Consider the following 16,571-nt stretch of genomic DNA (forward strand, 5'->3'; position numbering starts at 1 on the left):
AGCGGCGCCTTTTAGTTTCCCACTTGAGGTTCAAGTTTTCTCGATAACACGGATACGCTGATCCCCACCAATATCGATGAACTGCGTTGGTGGCGGCACTTCGTGAACATCATGTGAGCCGAAACTCTCAGGATAGAATCCATACCCCTGAGGAGCTTGGGGTGGGTTTTGATCGTCGATCAAACGACCGCCTGTTAGCTCCGTCATCGGATCGGGAATGGCCGAGATCAGTCGCCGGGTGTAAGGATGCATCGGATTTGAGAATATCCGGTCCCATGGCCCACTCTCGACAATCTGGCCAAAATACATCACCGCCACCCGATCGCTCATATGCTCCACGACACTCAAATCATGGCTGATCATGATATAGGAAAGGCCAAGTCGCTCTTTCAACTCCAGCAGCAGATTGATGATTTGTGCCCGGATTGAAACATCAAGCGCCGACACGGGTTCATCAAGCACGATAACTTTCGGATTGAGGAGTAATGCGCGCGCAATTCCTATGCGCTGGCGTTGGCCACCAGAAAACTCGTGCGGAAAACGCTTTGCCTGCTCGGGCTTCAAACCGACCAGACGCAGAATTTCTTCGATACGTCCATCCACTTCACCACGCGACGTCACACCGTGAAGTCGCAGAGGTGCGGCTAGCGACGTGTAGACTGTCTGCCGCGGATTGAGTGAAGCAAATGGGTCCTGAAAGACCATCTGCGCCATCTTGGCTCGTTCCAACCGGGATGGTTCGTTCTTTCCGGTGATCGGACGTCCTTCGAAATAAATCTGCCCACTTGTGGGCTTCTGTAAACCGACGATGGACAGTGCAAGTGTAGACTTACCGCAACCAGATTCTCCCACAATCGAAAGGCACTCACCCTTGTTAAGAGTCAGGCTGAGATTATTAACGGCGCGCAACATTTGCTTGGAAGGACTGAAAATGCCACCGCTCACCGGGAAGTAAACGCAGACATCGTCGATGCGGACCAATGGTTCTACCAGTTTGGTTGAATGTATGTCATTCATGATGGAAACACCTCACCACACCGGCATCCTCAAGTGGCGTCCAGCCCGGTTTTTGCGCACGACAAACATCGGTCGCGCGCGTGCAACGCGGCTCAAACCTGCAGCCTTTTGGAAAAGCGGAAATCGACGGCACGACACCTTCGATCTCCTGCAGCCGCAACTGACCTTCTTTCTGGCGAGAACCAAGCTGCGGGAGCGAAGCCAGAAGACCATGCGCATAAGGGTGCGCAGCATGGTGAAACAAGCCCGCTGTTATGCGTTCTTCGACCAGATGTCCTGCGTACATCACACCCACGCGACGGCACATTTTCGCAATGACACCCAGATCGTGACTGATCATCAGAACGGAAGTCCCTCGCGCTGTGCAAAGTTCTTGCATCAGACGCAAAATTTCCGCCTGAACCGTCACATCGAGCGCGGTCGTGGGTTCATCAGCGATCAGCAAATCAGGATTGCATGCAAGTGCAATAGCAATCATCACGCGCTGACGCATACCACCCGACATCTGATGCGGATAGTTCTTCACACGTTGCTCTGGCGCAGGGACTTGAACACTCGCAAGCGCTTCGACCGCCTTACGCTCAGCCTCGTGCCAAGTGGCACCTTGGTGCAGCACGAACATTTCCGCAATCTGCCGACCTACTGGCGACAACGGATTGAGAGCAGTCATCGGCTCCTGAAAGATCATCGCTATACGATTGCCACGCAGCTTGCGCATTTCGCGCGACGAGATGGACCGCAAGTCCTGCCCTTTAAAGCGGATCGCTCCTCCGGTTATCGACAGCGGCTTGCGCAGAAGCCCGATCATCGACAGCGCGGTGATGCTTTTTCCGCAGCCAGACTCTCCGACCAGACCGAATGTCTCGCCAGCTCCAATAGTGAACGATACATCCTCGACCACATTATGTTTGCTCGAACCGGAGACGATATCGATCCGAAGGTTTTCTACCTCAAGAAGTGCTTGTTCGCTCATATCTTACGGGTCCTCATATGCGGGTCGAGCCAGTCGCGAAGACCGTCGCCGAACAGATTGAGCCCAAGTACTGTGAAGAATATGGCGAGGCCGGGAAACACTGCAGCCCAAGGCGCGTTCACGATCAACTCACGCGCATCGGTGAGCATGTTGCCCCAGCTTGGATCTGGTGGACTGATACCGAGACCAAGATAGGAAAGTGCTGCCTCGGCGAGAATTGCATCCCCCATTCCGAGCGTGCCTATCACTAGAACAGGTCCGATCATGTTGGGCACGATCTGCGTGATCATGATACGTACGTCGCTATAACCAAGCATTTTGGCAGCCTGAATATAGCCCTGCTTTTTGAGCGACAGAGTGGAACTTCGCGCAATGCGGCAAGTCCAGGACCAGTTCGTCAGACCAAGTGCAAGCAGAAGGCTCGGCAAGCCAGGGCCAAGGACAGCCATGATTGCCAGCGCGAAGATCAGCGACGGAATTGCGAGCATCAGATTGGTGAGGCCGTTGACGAAATCGTCCCACCATCCGCCGAAATAACCGGCCGAAATGCCAAAACACAGACCGATAACAGTGTTGATGCATTGCGAGACGACACCAACAGTCAAAGATACTTGCGCACCATAGAGGATACGCGAATAAACATCGCGGCCTTGTGCATCCGTGCCGAACCAGAACTGTGCATCAGGCGGAAGTTCGGCATTCATCAGGTCGGCATCAAGAACGGGATTATAGTGTGCCAGCAATGGCGCAAAGACAGCCGCGGCCACAATGACAATACACACGAACCCGCCAAATGCGAGATTGAAACGCAGCTTCATGGGCTTACTCGTGGCTTATGCGCGGGTCGATAACCGCGTAGAGAATGTCAACAATCGTATTGATGACCAGAAACCACAATACGATTACGAGAATTGCCCCCTGCACGACCGGAATGTCGCGCAAAGAAACGCTATCGATCAGCAAGGAGCCAAGACCCGGCCACGAGAATAGTTTCTCCACCACCACGGCCTGTCCCATCATCGATCCGAACTGTAGGCCGATGGTCGTGATAATCAGCACCAGCGCATTGCGCATGACGTGCCATTTCACCAGGCGAAAGCTGCTCATGCCTTTAGAGCGGGCGGTACGAATGAAGTCAGCCCCCATAACTTCCAGCACGGCTGCACGTGTTGTTCTTGCTAGCAGTGCCAATGGCGCAACACCCAAGGTCAGCGCTGGGAGGACAATGTTTCGGATACCGCCATCACCATAGCCAAAGCTCGGCAACCATCCAAGTGTCAGTGCAAATAGATACATGGCCAGCAGGCCCAGCCAGAACTGTGGTAGCGAGAGGCCCGAGACTGCGCCTATCATCGTCACACTGTCGAGAAGGCTTCCGGGTTTAAGTGCCGCGAGAAACCCAAGCGGTACGCCTATCAGGATCGCAAACCCCATAGCCGCAAAAGCAAGCTTCAATGTTGGCCACATGCGCTCCTGAATAAGCGAGACAACCGGCTGTCTTGATCGATAGGACGTACCAAGATCAAACTGTGCCAGTTGAACCAGATAATTGCCGAAACGCACATGGACAGGCTTGTCGAGGCCAAATTCCTGAGTGATCTTTTCGACCATCTTCGGGTCGTTCATGCCCTTGCCATTGGCAATTAGGCCAGAAGCGATGCTGCCCGGAACAACACTGAAAATGACGAAGATCAGCAGTGATACAGCGACAACCGTCGGTATCATCTGCAAGACGCGCCGAAAAATAAAATAAAGCACATGGTCCTCCTTTCGGATCAGCGTAAACTACGCTGGAGCAAAGGGGATCAGTGGCCCGCCCGATAACGAGCGGGCCGATCCAGATCAGCCGGAATTAGCGACCGGTTGGAACTGAGTCATCAACCCACAGCTTTTCATAGGATTGAACTGCGAGCTCCGCCGAGTTCGGCTGCAGACCATGCAACCATGGCTGATGTGCCATGACCGCCTTGTTGTAGTTGAAGAACCACACCGGTGCTTCTTCCTGCAACAGATTGTTGGCCTTCTTTAGAAGTTCATTCTTCTCTTCTTCGGTTTTCGCCACCTTTGCCTCATCGACAATCTTGTCGAATTCCGTGTTAGAGAATTTCTGGTAGTTGCACGCAGATTGTGGAGTCGTGGAATAGAAGCACTGCATCGCCGTCAGTGCATCCGGACCGCTTTCGAGCGACCACATATAGGCCTGGAAATTGCCCGCCGGAACTACATCCGCAAGCACTGACGCTTCGACCGGCTTTGCCTTCACCTTGATACCGACCTTGGCGAGCATCGGAATGATCGCTTGAACGATGGTCAGGCCCCAGCTCTCGTTCTGCGTTGCCGTCAGCTCAAACTCGAAGCCGTCAGGATATCCAGCTTCAGCAAGCAAAGCTTTTGCTTTTTCAGGATCATACGGATAAGGCTTCGCATCCTTGTCGAAGGCTGGCGATGAGTTCGGAAGCCAACCAACAGCACGATAAGCCTTATCTTTGACAAGGCGCTTGATGATGAGATCGCTATCGATAGCGTAGTTGATTGCCTGACGGACGCGTTTGTCCTGGAACGGCTTGAAATCAGGATTGAAGCCAACGGCGCGCGTGTAAACCTCGGCCACCTCGACCATGTTCTTCGCAAGCTCGGGATCGGCTAGATAGGCTGTATACTGCGCTGGCCCGAGCACCGCTACGTCAATTTCCTTATTGCGGAACGCAACGTCGCGCGCGGCCGCATCACCCATGATCATGATGTTGATCTTGTCAGCGTAAGGCTTGCCCTTCTCGTAATACTTGTCCCACTTCTCAACCGTCAGGCGGGAGCCGGGAACGTATTCGGCAAATTTATATGGTCCGAGGCCGATCGGGTGACGCTGAAACTCTTCGCTATCGCCCTCACCTGCCGGATAAATGGCAGTGTTATTGCGCATGAACTGGAAGCCGGGATCGATTGGCTGCTTCAGTGTGATTTCGAGCGTATGGTCATCGATCTTCTTCAGACCGGAAATTTCCTTGGCCTTGCCCTGCGTATATTCTTCAGCCCCTTTGATCTCAGCGATGTAACGTGCCGGTGGGAATGCTTTTTTCGGGTCCATTATCCGGGTATAGCTCCAGATAATGTCGTCTGCTGTCAAAGGCTTCCCATTGTGGAAAAAGGCATCCTGTCGAAGCTTGTAGGTATAGACGAGCCTGTCATCGGACACTGTCACATCGGTTGCCAGACCGAGTACCGGCTTGTTGAGATCCGCATCCCAATCATAGAGTGTGCGGTGAATAGCTTTGGCATAGAACTCGTCCTGCGTGGCAGGCGAAGCCTGAATGTCGAGAGTCGAGAAGCTGTCGCCGTAAGGTGCGACAAAATTGATGACCCCTCCCGAACGTGGCTCGTCCGCAGCATAAGCTGCCGTTCCGGCCAACAGAACTGCAGACAGCGCCGCCAGAAATGCAAATTTTCTCATATTGTTCCCCTTCAAGTGTCGTTCTTGCGATTCAAATGAACCGTTCTTCAGGCAGTTCTGCCGAAACCTCGCTGCCCGAAATTGCCCCGAAGCGTTTAGCTTCAATTCTTTTTATCGCCCCCGAAAACCGGGAGCATTTATTTCATGACCGTTCAAATACGACCTCACCGTCACGCATAGTAAGAACACAATGCGTGTCGTTGAGAATCTCTTCCGGCTTCGCGGTAAGCATATTGCGTGAAAAGACTGCAATATCAGCAACCTGTCCAGGTGCAAGCTTACCCTTCACATTCTCCAGTTTCTGAGAGAACGCACCAAACTCCGTGTAGACCTGCAGGGCTTCTTCAATGGTCACGCATTCGCGGGCATCCATCACTGTTCCCTTGCCCGTTTCGCGCGTCAGCATCGAATAGATGTTCGGATAGGGATTCGGATGACAAACCGGTGAATCACTGCCAGTCGCAGGCTTGAAGCCCAGATCTTTCCAGGTTTTCAGCGGGTAGCTTGAAATTGCGCGCTCTTCGCCGAGAACAGAAATGTAGGCATCACCAAAGTCGTAGATGAAGACCTGCTGTGGGCATGGATAAATGCCAGCCTTTTTCATCCGATCATGCTGTTCTGGCGTAGAGAAACCGCAATGTTCGATACGATGGCGGCGATCTGGATCGGGATAAGCAGCGAGCGCCTTTTCATACGCCGTGATCAGCTGGCCGATGGCTGCGTCGCCGATAGCATGACATGCCAGTTGATAGCCCTTTTTATGGGTATCCAGCACCAACGCTTCCAGTTCCGCGTCTGGCAATATCTGGACACCAATATTGTCATCGTCGCCGAGATACGGCTTGCTCATCCATGCAGTTCGTCCGCCTGCAGAGCCGTCGAGGAAAATCTTGACAGCGCCGACCGTCAGCATGCCGTCACCAACGCCGGACACAAGACCTGCTTTATAGCATTCCTCCACGATGGAAGGCCCCGGATCGCCGAGCAGTACGAGCCAGGTGCGCACTGGCAAACGCTTATCCAGCTTGGCGAGATTATAGGCGCGGATTTCATCGAAACCTGCGACCTGACCGACAGCGGCATCCATGACGCTGGTTATGCCATAGGAAAGAAGCAGATTACCCGCAGCCTCAATGGCCTCGATCATCTCTTCCGTCGTTGCCTTGGGGATGGCCTTGCGGACAGCCCCTTGAGCATTTTCGGCAACCATACCTGTCAGGGTGCCATTTTTCTGCTCAATCAGCCCGCCCTCTGGCACAGGCGAACTTTCGTTAATACCTGCCAGTTCAAATGCCTTTGAATTGAAGATCGAAACATGGCCGCATGCGCGTACCACCATGACGGGATTGTTTGGAGCAACAGCATCAAGTTCCGACTTATGCGGATGGCGACCGACATCAAGCTTCGTCTGGTCATAGCCGCGCGCCCTGATCCATGCCCCCGGAGGTGCAGAAGCAGCCTGTTCGCGAATGGCGTCGAGCAAGCTTTGCAATGTCGGTGCTGCCTGCGGCGTCGCATCGATCCACTTGAGTGTCAGTCCCACGGAAATGAGATGCAGGTGAGCGTCGTTCAGCCCAGGCGTGGCAAAGCGCCCTTTGAGATCGATCAAACGCGTATTAGCGCCCTTCAAAGACCAGATCTGGTCCCGTGTACCCGTGGCAAGAACCTTTCCTTGCCAGATGGCTAGGGCTTCAACCGTGCCCTCTTCATATCCACGCCAGATCGTACCGTTATAAACTATGGTATCGGCACACAATTCGGGCATTACAGGCATTTCAGCGATCCCCTCCCTACGTCACGCTTATATAAGGTAAGGGAGATTTCCATCGATGCTTTGACCGATCAAGCCGTGGATTTGTTAAATTTAGAGGGTGCAAATTGTTCAAAATGACAACCATGCAGTCAATTTGCCGAAACTTTTGCAAAGTCGACGTAACGTTTTCCTGACAAATAGCCAAAAACCGACATCGAATTGATGCCCCTCGCCGCCACCCTGCCAGCAATCGCAGCTTTTAAATCTCCGTATTCCAGCAAAGTATAGGTGGCGTCATTCGTTAGAGTGTCGCTTGATCCGGGAAACCGCGGATCAATGGCATACCCCCGGCCCGTTCCTTGGCGACTTAAGCGACCAGCGTACTTTAATCGTCAAGGGATGGGTTAAACAGGGCACCACGGTCGCGTGACAGTGGTGCCCTGAAAAAGACTATCAACCTCTCAATATGCCGATCCGGGTGTGTGATCTCCCAATTGTTCAGGCGTCAACAAGTCCGCATGATGGACTCGAGCAACATCTGGATGCGACCGGAGGCGACTTTTGAGATTATTTGCGCCGACCTCACGGAAGATTGGATTCAGCGCATCGACGGTGACGCCGCGCTCCTTAGTCTTCAACTCATTCGGCAAATCTATAACCGGGATAGTTGCATCGTATCGAGCACCCAGGAAGAAGGCGACGGAAAAGCGCTCCACGCCAGCTGGAGGTGCAACAACACCGTGTACATCCGCCCGCACGAATCCATTGGTGGCAAGTTCAAGCAATTCTCCCGTATTGATAACAAAAGTCCCTGGACCCGGGGGGGCATCAATCCATTCGCCATCCTCCCGCTGAACGCGCAGGCCGGGGACAACATCCTGTAGCAGCACAGTAACGAAACCGCCGTCCTTATGTGCCCCCACTCCTTGCTCGCTTTCCGCCACGTCGCGCCCCGGATAACGGATAATCTTCAGCAGTTGGGATGGATGCGGCTCATAAATCTGGGCGAAAAAGTCTTCCGACTGTCCTAAAGCCGCAGCAATGGCCTTCAGAATATCAATGCCAACGCGCGTCACCTCAGCCTGATAGGCAAGCAGCAACGGCTTAAGTTCGGGCAATGCTTCCGGCCACTGGTTCGGGCCGATCAGACGCTTCCATGCCGGGCTATCGGGACCAATCTCGGCTGTTTCTGATTCCGTGTTGATATCGAGCTGCTCTCGCCAATCCTGCTGGCCACGAGTGCGTTCAAAACCAGCACGATTATAACCGCGAAAATGGGATGATTTCACCATTTCGATCTTGAGTTTTTCTTCCGCAGGAAGTGCGAAAAATCTCTTTGCAGTCGCAACTACGTCTTCCACGAGTTTCGGATCGACGCCATGCCCTGTCAGGTAGAAAAAGCCATGATCGTGAAGCGTCCGGCGCAGTTCCTCGACGAAACTGGCGCGCTCTTCGACACTTCCGTTGAAACGGGATAAATCAAGCAAGGGCAGATTGATCGGCGTGGTATGTATAGTCATTGAAACCTCCTGAAAAGCTCTCAGCGTGAGCGACGGCTGCGCGCCACGCGGTGATTGACGAAACGAGCGGCGTGGTCGCCCGTGATCTGAATGGATTGCACGATTGCAACCAGAATGATGACGACGGCGACCATGACTTCCGGCATGAAGCGCTGATATCCGAAGCGGATTCCGAGATCGCCCAAACCACCACCGCCAACTGTCCCTGCCATCGCCGAATATCCAACAAGACTGACAAGTGTAACCGTTTGCCCTGCAATGATCCCGGGCAGCGCTTCAGGCAGCAGCACTTTGAAGATGATCTGAATGGGTGTAGCACCCATGCTTTCGGCGGCTTCAATCAGGCTTTGGTCTACTTCGCGCATCGCAGTTTCGGCAAGACGCGCATAGAGAGGCGTGATGGCCACTGTCAGCGGCACGATGGCCGCATAAGTACCAACTGTTGTTCCCGCGATCAGACGCGTCAAGGGAATGATCGCCACCATCAGAATGACAAATGGTGTAGATCGAACCAAATTGACGATCGTGCCTGCAACGCGATTGAAAACCGAGCGCTCAAGAAACTGCCCTGGACCGGTAACAACCAGTGCAACACCGAGCGGCAGGCCGATCAAGGTAGACAGAATGGCAGATGCGGCCACCATAGTCGCCGTCTGCTTCAGCGATTCAAGCAAAAGCCCGACGAGCGCCGGCGGAAGCAGACCGGACAACATGACCGATGACCTCTCCATGAAGATTGAGTGAAGACAGATAATTGCGAACGTCCGCGAGATCGGCGGAACCACCCTCAGCGATGAGTGTTATGATGCCCAGTGGTCTGCCACCGATATAGTCTATGCGCCCGTGCAATATATTCGGATTTATCCCGAAGCGCTGCACGAGCGTTGCGACGACCGGTTCATGGGCAGCTTCCCCAGAAAATATGATGCGCAGAACCGGGGCTGACCCGCCAACAGGTTGTAGAAGCAACCGCTGCGATACTTCGGGCGGCAAGTCGTGGGCGACGATGCTCGCTAAAAACGAACGGGCAATTGGGGATTGAGGAAAGGCGAAGACATTGAAGGTCGCTCCGCTTTCAACGACCTTGCCACCATCAAGAACCGTCACATGGTCTGCGATCTGGCGCACCACATCCATTTCATGCGTAATGAGCACAATCGTCAGCCCCAGCCGCTGATTGATATCTTTCAATAACGAAAGAATTTGTTCCGTGGTTTCAGGATCAAGCGCCGATGTCGCCTCATCGGACAGCAAAACGCTCGGTTCCAGAGCCAATGCCCGCGCGATACCCACACGCTGTTTCTGACCACCAGACAATTCCGATGGATAGGCATCGGCCTTTCCCTTTAGACCCACCAGATCGAGCAGATCGTTCACCCGAGTTCTTATGGTGCTACGTCCAATGCCTGCGAACTCCAATGGTAGCGCTATGTTGCCAAAAGCAGTTCGTGAAGACAGCAAACTAAAATGCTGAAATATCATTGATAATTCACGACGAACCTGTCGTAATTCGTCTTGACGCAACGTCGTGATCTCACGTCCTGAAACAAAGATTTCTCCTTTGCTTGGATGCACAAGACCGTTCAGACAGCGCACGAGCGTACTTTTCCCGGCCCCCGAACGACCAATGATGCCATGGATCGTTCCCCTCGTGATCTTGAGTGAGACATCATCGATAACCGGACCAGCCGTCTCATCATAAATCTTTGTCAGCGAGCGTATGTCGATAATTGGCGGAACCGAACCCGTTTCGTCCGGTACAGCTTTTGACACAGATTCGTTCCGCACCAGCACGTTCATCTCACCAACCCGCTATGATGTTGCCATCGAACTTCTTTTCGATGAAGGCTTTGACGTCAGGAGACTTATAGGCTTCGACCAGCGTTTTGACCCAGGGTGCATCCTTGTTCTTCTCCGCGACGGCAAGCAGGCAGAAATAATCGGATAGCTGGTCTTCGATCAGGATCGCATCACGGGTCGGAACTAGCCCGGCACTCAGCGCAAAATGTGAAGTGATAACGGAAAAATCCACATCTTCCAGCGACCGCGGAAGCTGGGCTGTTTCCATCGGAATGATTTTGACCTTCTTCGGGTTATCGACAATATCGAGTTCAGTTGCGTTGAAAGTCACACCCGGCGTCAGCTTGATAACGCCGCCTGCTTCGAGAAGCTTCAAGGCGCGACCCGCATTGCTGGGATCGTTGGGGATCGAAATTTGCGCCCCTTCAGGCAGTTCAGCAAGAGATTTGTGCTTGCGCGAATAACCAGCCATCGGCAGCAACACAGTGCGTCCACCAACGGCAACGAGATTGAGGCCTCGATCTTTGTTCTGCTGATCGAAATACGGCGTATGCTGAAAGCCATTGGCGTCAAGATCGCCGTCATTTGTTGCCGGATCGATCAGTGCGCCGTCCGAAAACTCCACAATCTCGATATCCAGGCCCTTTGCTTTGGCAACGGGTGCGAGTGCTTCGGCGATTTCCGCATGCGGCCCCGAGGTCACACCAAACCGGATTTTTTCCGCAAGAGCTGGTGAAGCGACTAACATTGAAAAGAGTGCTGCAGAAACCGCGCCGCGCAAAAATAAAACTGAATGCATCTTGTTTCCCTGTAGTGATTTCCGGACGCGCCTATGATGCGGCGCGCCAATTGTACTTATTGGTCCAGCGAACCAGTCGTGAAACGGCCTCAAGCAGCGTTTCTTCGCGCTTGGCGAAACAGAAACGGACGTGACTGCGCACATCGCGCGCACCATAAAAAGATGAGATGGGAACCGGGGTTACACCTGCTTCAAGCGCCAGCCGTCGACAAAAATCGAGATCATCGCCTTCTGGATCGAGCGCCTCTATATCGGCCACTACGAAATAGGTGGCAGGGACCGCTACGACAGCAAAACCTGCAGATTTCAGCCCTTCAACCAGAATATCCCGTCGCGATGCCAACGTTGCCCTGAGTTCAACGAAGTAGCTATCAGGCAACGAAAGCCCAACGGCAACCGCAGACTGCAATGCCGGCGGCGTGGTGAAAGTGACATACTGATGGGCACGGGCAATCGGTGCTAAAAGCTTTGCGGAAGCCGTCACATAGCCGACCTTCCACCCTGTTAATGAAAAGCTCTTTCCAGCAGAGCCAATTCGCACGACACGGTCGCGGACTTTCTCAACACCGAACATAGAGTGAAACGGACGACCGTCGAAGATGAGATGTTCGTAAACCTCATCCGAAACGATCACGAGATCATGCTTGATCGTGAGTTCAGCGAGAAAGTCCAGCTCGTCCAAATCGAATATCTTGCCGATTGGGTTCATCGGCGTATTGACGACAATGAGTTTGGTGCGGGGAGAGATAGCGTTTACCAGTTCCTCTCGCGGTAATTCCCAATGAGGTGGCCTCAACCGCACCGGCACAACTTTCCCGCCAGCACGCCGGATAAGTGTTGCATAAGCATCGTAGACCGGCTCGAACAGGATAACCTCGTCGCCCGTATCCAGATATGCCAGAAACGTATCGGCCAGAGCTTCCGTGGCTCCGGAGGTGACTAGAACCTCCTTTTCCCAATCCACATCAAGACCGGGAAACCGCCTGGCGTTTTCTGCGACAGCCTGACGAAGAATAGGCAGGCCCATCATAGGTGGATATTGTTGCGAGGTTTCACGAAGGGCATGAGCAGCCGCATCAAGAAGTTCGGGAGGCTCAAAGCCTTCTGGAAACCCTTGTCCCAGATTGATGGCTCCACGTTCGGCTGCAAGCTGCGACATCGCCTCGAAGATCGACGTTCCCGCCTCGCCGAATACCTGATTGACCATTGAGGCTCCCCTGTTGCAATCGAACTTACAGGGAGAGGATAAAGCCTATAAAATTAGTGGACAAAGCATGGACTTGCCGCCCTCGACGGCCACGGGAAAAGCTTTTTTCAAATTTTACGAAACGTGAAACATTTTTAAGTTTCTCAGTTGCAACTGCATCCGCATTATGCCGCTACCCGATTGTGGCGATTGCGCCAGAGTTCCTCGGCTCTCTCAAAGAACTGCGCATGGCTTTCGTTTTCTGCGGAGGCCGCCGTCATCATGGCCATGGCTGCTGTCGCGACGATTGTGTTTTCTGCACGTTTATCCACGGCCGCGCCAGACCAGACGCCGTACCAGTACTCGAATGAACTGAAATTAGAATGCTTGTCGCTGCTCTCTTTGGAAAGTGTGGGAAGCAACAAATCCGTTTCCCTACCGTCAAGCAGCCTATAAATCATATGGGTTCTATGTGGAACCAGCTCGGCAACGTCGCGGCAGGTTGAAACGACGGAAATCGATGGGGTGCCAAGAAGCGCGCCCGCATCGCGGTGCAATTCGCGATATGCGGACTGGGTAACACCGAGAAATGTCGCCCCGAGATTCAACGGATTGAGAAGATGAACGAGACTGTTCATCGATGAACGCGACTCGAACAAAGGGTAAAGCGCCAGCAACGCATAAATCTGAGGAGCGAAACCAGCTATCGGCATGAAGCAGATGCCGTGCGCTCTCAATGCGCTTTCCGCGAGCGAGTGTGATGTTGCGATCGGCAGATTGATAGCTTCAGCCGCCAATTCAAGTTTGCCCGAGATTTCACCTGTGCCGCAGTTGCCATGCAGAGCGACGGGATAGCCGGCTCTTGCCACGAGCAAGGCCGAAAGCATGAACCATGGCGATTGCATGGAGTTCGGTGATAGATAGGCCGGCCAATCCAGAGCAGGCATGTTCAATTCTGCGTCCACGGAATAAATATGTCTCGCTGCACGCACCATGCCTGCAAGTTCTGGAGCAGTTTCTCCGCGATAATGAATAAGCCGGAGCAACGCACTGATCTGCATCGGATCGGCTTCACCGTTAAAGATCGTCGTGAATGCATCCTCGGCTTCGGACATTTCGAGAGGACGGGTATGCCCGACCTTCCGTCCGACAACGGCGATGTATTTTGCAAGCCTTCTGAGCGGATCGTTTTCACCCTGGATATTGGCGAACTGCGCGGCGAGCTGCTCTGGTGTTGGATGGTTTTCGAGTTCTACGACCTTACGAATACCAAGCGGAGGAGGCGCCGTAATGGTGCTTCGCTTCCATCCATGGTGTCCTGTGCAGCTCGATTTCGGCAATTCAGTCAGGTCTAGGCTCAGCAGCGTCTCAGCTTCATTCGCCAGCCGCCGCAGACGTCCACGCAGGGCTTCTGCTTTCGGCGTCGCTATCATGCTTCGACCAGAACGAACGAGAATAGGATCGTTGAACTTCTCGCGAATCTGACCGAGCAGTCGGCTCATAGCCGCAATACTCAAGCCCATCTGCCTGGCAGCACCGCCAACACTGCCTTCCACAAGAAGTGCATCAAGCGCGATCAGCAGGCGCAATTGCCCCAAACGAAGGCTTTCATTTTCACCTTTCTCCGTTTGTTGCTGCGTTTTCACCGGCTTGCCTGACATCGCCTTATTGCCCGTTCATTTGCGGTTTTCGAAATTTAGAATGCTTATAAAACATGACGATTGACGTCACCTTACTGCCATACATAAGGAGAGTTGAAAACTCAACTTTAAACGGTGACGAAAATGACCAGCTTGTTTCGGGGATTGTGGGCCAACGGTACACAAAACAGGCGTTGGGCCAGCAAATCGCTCATTTATCGGGCGGTTCTTGCGGGGACCTGTCTTTCTACAACACTACTTCTGAGCGAAACGATTGCTATTGCGCAAACAGCAACCAGCGCTGCAGAAGAAGCAACTTCAGATGAAGCCGCTGCCAAGAAAAGACAGTCATCTGTGACAGAAACGGGTATCGAAACAACAGCTGACGGCGCCGTCAAGCTCAATCAGATCGTTGTCACTGCAACCGGGTTCGAACAGAATATCACCGACGCTCCGGCAAGCATTACGGTGGTTCCTGGCGAAGAATTGGAAAAGGGCGCCTATCGCGATCTAACCGACGCTCTGAAGGACGTTCAGGGCGTTGCTGTCACTGGTTCGGCTGCCGAACGTGACATATTCATTCGCGGTCTCCCCGGTTCCTATACTCTACTGCTTGTTGACGGCAAGCGCCAAAGCACGCGCGATGCACGTACCAACGGAAATTCCGGCTTTGAACAAAGCTTTCTGCCGCCTGCAAATGCTATTGAGCGCATCGAAGTTATTCGCGGCCCTATGTCGTCTCTCTACGGATCCGACGCGATGGGTGGTGTTATCAACATCATCACCAAAAAGGTCTCCGACAAGTGGAGCGGTTCTTTCACGGTAGACGGTACGGCGCAGCAACACTCAAAGTTCGGCAATTCACTTCAAGGCTCTTACTATATCACGGGACCATTGGTTCCGAACCTCGTCGGCGTGCAGGTCTGGGGTCGCGGACTGAAGCGTCAGGAAGATAAAATCATCAACGGAACGCCAGAACAGAAAGATATTGACATCACCGGGCGCGTCACGATCACTCCCAATGAAGATCACGACATCATGCTCGAACTCGGCAAGACACGTCTTCGCCGTGATTCAACTGTCGGCAACAATATCGACCCAGTCCCCACGCGGGGAACCGCACCAGTCGATACTTACAATTACAACGATCGCGATCACTGGTCGATCAGCCACACCGGCCGTTGGGGTCCGACCACCTCTGATTTCTCCTTCATGCAGGAAACGGCCCGGCGCAGCAGTTTCTCCTGGGACAAGAAAAGCGATAACTTTGTCGAGGCAACCCGGTCTCCGCATATTCGCAACTCCATTCTCGATGGAAAGTTCACCACGCCATTCGAACTCTATGGCAATCACACCCTTGTAACGGGTGGTCAGTTTATGGACTCAGTTCTGACCGATCAGAATCCAGGTCGCCGCACCGGGTTTGATGAAGAGTTCAGCATCAAGCAGTGGGCACTCTTCGCGGAAGACGAGTGGTGGCTAACACCAGATTTTGGTTTGACCGGCGGTCTGCGTATGGACCACCATGAGATTTACGGATCGCATTGGAGCCCACGCGGATATGCCGTTTGGCACGTAACGGAACAACTGACCCTTAAGGGTGGTATTTCAACGGGCTTTCGTGCCCCTGAAATCCGGACAATTGCGCCCGGCTACGCTTACACGACTGGCGGCGGAAATTGTACCTACGGTCCGAGCGGCACTTGCGGTGTAATTATCGGCGATCCCAATCTGCAACCAGAAAAGAGTACCAGCTATGAAGCCAGCGCTCTTTGGGACAACCAGGAAGGTCTTCGCCTGGGTGCGACCTATTTCTATACAAAATTCACAGACAAGATCGCCAGCAACATCCAGTATGATCCGGTAACCGGCGAGCCGCGCCGCTGGGATCAGGATCCAAACTATGTTCTCTACTACAGCTACAACATTGACGAAGCTGTTTTACAGGGCGTGGAACTGACAGGTGAATGGGAAGCTACTTCCAGCCTCAACATTCGCGCAAGCTATACCTATACGGATTCCGAGCAGAAGACCGGCGAATATGCCGGGTTGCCGCTAGCTCGCACACCCAAGCATATGGCAAGTATCCGCGCCGACTGGATGACCCCGGTCGATGGGCTCAAGGCCTGGGCCTCCGGGAACTACCATGGCGAGGAAATCAATGCTGGCCTGCGCATTGGCACTGTTGGTGAACCCTATGCCTACAATGACAAAGGCAACGTTATTGCTCGCAAGTACAAAGCTTATGCGACATTCGACATCGGCGGTTCGTATGATTTCAGCGAAAATGTAACCCTCAATGCAGCCGTCTATAATATCTTCGATAAAAAGACGACTGTCGACGAACTCAACAACGTCGTTGAGGGTCGCCGCCTCTGGGTCGGCATGACCTCCCGCTTCTAGGATCGTAACAACAAGACGTCTGCCAGCAATGG

Annotated in this window: 13 protein-coding genes; 1 reads left to right on the plus strand and 12 read right to left on the minus strand. The window is 53.4% G+C overall.

What is annotated here, in order from left to right; translation table 11 throughout:
• Nucleotides 1–30 precede the first annotated feature (30 nt).
• The 12 genes from F9K91_RS15310 to F9K91_RS15365 form a co-directional block, all read right to left on the minus strand.
• On the minus strand, nucleotides 31–1,017 hold the full coding sequence (locus F9K91_RS15310; RefSeq protein ID WP_151678126.1) for an ABC transporter ATP-binding protein: 987 nt from the start codon (nucleotides 1,015–1,017) through the stop codon (nucleotides 31–33).
• Nucleotides 1,010–1,990, minus strand: coding sequence for an ABC transporter ATP-binding protein (locus F9K91_RS15315; protein WP_151678127.1), 981 nt, complete (start codon nucleotides 1,988–1,990; stop codon nucleotides 1,010–1,012). Before F9K91_RS15315 ends, F9K91_RS15310 begins: the two co-directional genes overlap by 8 nt.
• Nucleotides 1,987–2,808, minus strand: a complete 822-nt coding sequence (locus F9K91_RS15320) for an ABC transporter permease (protein ID WP_151554545.1) — start codon at nucleotides 2,806–2,808, stop codon at nucleotides 1,987–1,989. Before F9K91_RS15320 ends, F9K91_RS15315 begins: the two co-directional genes overlap by 4 nt.
• A 4-nt stretch (nucleotides 2,809–2,812) precedes the next feature.
• Nucleotides 2,813–3,748: an ABC transporter permease gene (locus tag F9K91_RS15325; protein WP_151554544.1), complete on the minus strand. Its 936-nt coding sequence runs from the start codon at nucleotides 3,746–3,748 to the stop codon at nucleotides 2,813–2,815.
• Between the two features lie 94 nt (nucleotides 3,749–3,842).
• Entirely contained in the window at nucleotides 3,843–5,438 is a 1,596-nt protein-coding gene (locus F9K91_RS15330) for an ABC transporter substrate-binding protein (RefSeq protein ID WP_151554543.1), read from the minus strand.
• Between the two features lie 142 nt (nucleotides 5,439–5,580).
• The gene (locus F9K91_RS15335; RefSeq protein ID WP_412842169.1) at nucleotides 5,581–7,203 is read right to left on the minus strand and encodes an amidohydrolase; all 1,623 of its coding nucleotides are present in this window, start codon (nucleotides 7,201–7,203) and stop codon (nucleotides 5,581–5,583) included.
• A 449-nt stretch (nucleotides 7,204–7,652) separates the two neighbouring features.
• Nucleotides 7,653–8,711, minus strand: a complete 1,059-nt coding sequence (locus F9K91_RS15340; RefSeq protein WP_151678129.1) for an isopenicillin N synthase family dioxygenase — start codon at nucleotides 8,709–8,711, stop codon at nucleotides 7,653–7,655.
• Nucleotides 8,712–8,731: 20 nt separating this feature from the next.
• On the minus strand, nucleotides 8,732–9,424 hold the full coding sequence (locus F9K91_RS15345; RefSeq protein WP_151678130.1) for a methionine ABC transporter permease: 693 nt from the start codon (nucleotides 9,422–9,424) through the stop codon (nucleotides 8,732–8,734).
• On the minus strand, nucleotides 9,378–10,511 hold the full coding sequence (locus F9K91_RS15350) for a methionine ABC transporter ATP-binding protein (RefSeq protein ID WP_151678131.1): 1,134 nt from the start codon (nucleotides 10,509–10,511) through the stop codon (nucleotides 9,378–9,380). Before F9K91_RS15350 ends, F9K91_RS15345 begins: the two co-directional genes overlap by 47 nt.
• A gap of 1 nt (nucleotide 10,512) precedes the next feature.
• On the minus strand, nucleotides 10,513–11,310 hold the full coding sequence (locus F9K91_RS15355) for a MetQ/NlpA family ABC transporter substrate-binding protein (RefSeq protein WP_151678132.1): 798 nt from the start codon (nucleotides 11,308–11,310) through the stop codon (nucleotides 10,513–10,515).
• 31 nt (nucleotides 11,311–11,341) lie between these two features.
• Nucleotides 11,342–12,517 (minus strand): aminotransferase, encoded by a 1,176-nt coding sequence (locus F9K91_RS15360; RefSeq protein WP_151678133.1) that lies wholly within the window; start codon nucleotides 12,515–12,517, stop codon nucleotides 11,342–11,344.
• 164 nt (nucleotides 12,518–12,681) lie between these two features.
• Nucleotides 12,682–14,157, minus strand: coding sequence for a glycosyl transferase family protein (locus F9K91_RS15365; RefSeq protein ID WP_151678134.1), 1,476 nt, complete (start codon nucleotides 14,155–14,157; stop codon nucleotides 12,682–12,684).
• Nucleotides 14,158–14,280: 123 nt separating this feature from the next.
• On the opposite strand from F9K91_RS15365, the gene F9K91_RS15370 reads away from it, so the two are divergent.
• Nucleotides 14,281–16,539 (plus strand): TonB-dependent receptor domain-containing protein, encoded by a 2,259-nt coding sequence (locus F9K91_RS15370; protein WP_151678135.1) that lies wholly within the window; start codon nucleotides 14,281–14,283, stop codon nucleotides 16,537–16,539.
• Nucleotides 16,540–16,571 lie beyond the last annotated feature (32 nt).

This window comes from Brucella tritici (assembly GCF_008932295.1).
Lineage (GTDB): Bacteria > Pseudomonadota > Alphaproteobacteria > Rhizobiales > Rhizobiaceae > Brucella > Brucella tritici.

Bases quoted from the DNA above. Each gene is read 5' to 3' on its own strand.
- F9K91_RS15310 (WP_151678126.1), bottom strand. From the start codon at position 1,017: ATGAATGACATACATTCAACCAAACTGGTAGAACCATTGGTCCGCATC.
- F9K91_RS15315 (WP_151678127.1), bottom strand. From the start codon at position 1,990: ATGAGCGAACAAGCACTTCTTGAGGTAGAAAACCTTCGGATCGATATC.
- F9K91_RS15320 (WP_151554545.1), bottom strand. From the start codon at position 2,808: ATGAAGCTGCGTTTCAATCTCGCATTTGGCGGGTTCGTGTGTATTGTC.
- F9K91_RS15330 (WP_151554543.1), bottom strand. From the start codon at position 5,438: ATGAGAAAATTTGCATTTCTGGCGGCGCTGTCTGCAGTTCTGTTGGCC.
- F9K91_RS15335 (WP_412842169.1), bottom strand. From the start codon at position 7,203: ATGCCCGAATTGTGTGCCGATACCATAGTTTATAACGGTACGATCTGG.
- F9K91_RS15340 (WP_151678129.1), bottom strand. From the start codon at position 8,711: ATGACTATACATACCACGCCGATCAATCTGCCCTTGCTTGATTTATCC.
- F9K91_RS15345 (WP_151678130.1), bottom strand. From the start codon at position 9,424: ATGTTGTCCGGTCTGCTTCCGCCGGCGCTCGTCGGGCTTTTGCTTGAA.
- F9K91_RS15350 (WP_151678131.1), bottom strand. From the start codon at position 10,511: ATGAACGTGCTGGTGCGGAACGAATCTGTGTCAAAAGCTGTACCGGAC.
- F9K91_RS15355 (WP_151678132.1), bottom strand. From the start codon at position 11,310: ATGCATTCAGTTTTATTTTTGCGCGGCGCGGTTTCTGCAGCACTCTTT.
- F9K91_RS15360 (WP_151678133.1), bottom strand. From the start codon at position 12,517: ATGGTCAATCAGGTATTCGGCGAGGCGGGAACGTCGATCTTCGAGGCG.
- F9K91_RS15365 (WP_151678134.1), bottom strand. From the start codon at position 14,157: ATGTCAGGCAAGCCGGTGAAAACGCAGCAACAAACGGAGAAAGGTGAA.
- F9K91_RS15370 (WP_151678135.1), top strand. From the start codon at position 14,281: ATGACCAGCTTGTTTCGGGGATTGTGGGCCAACGGTACACAAAACAGG.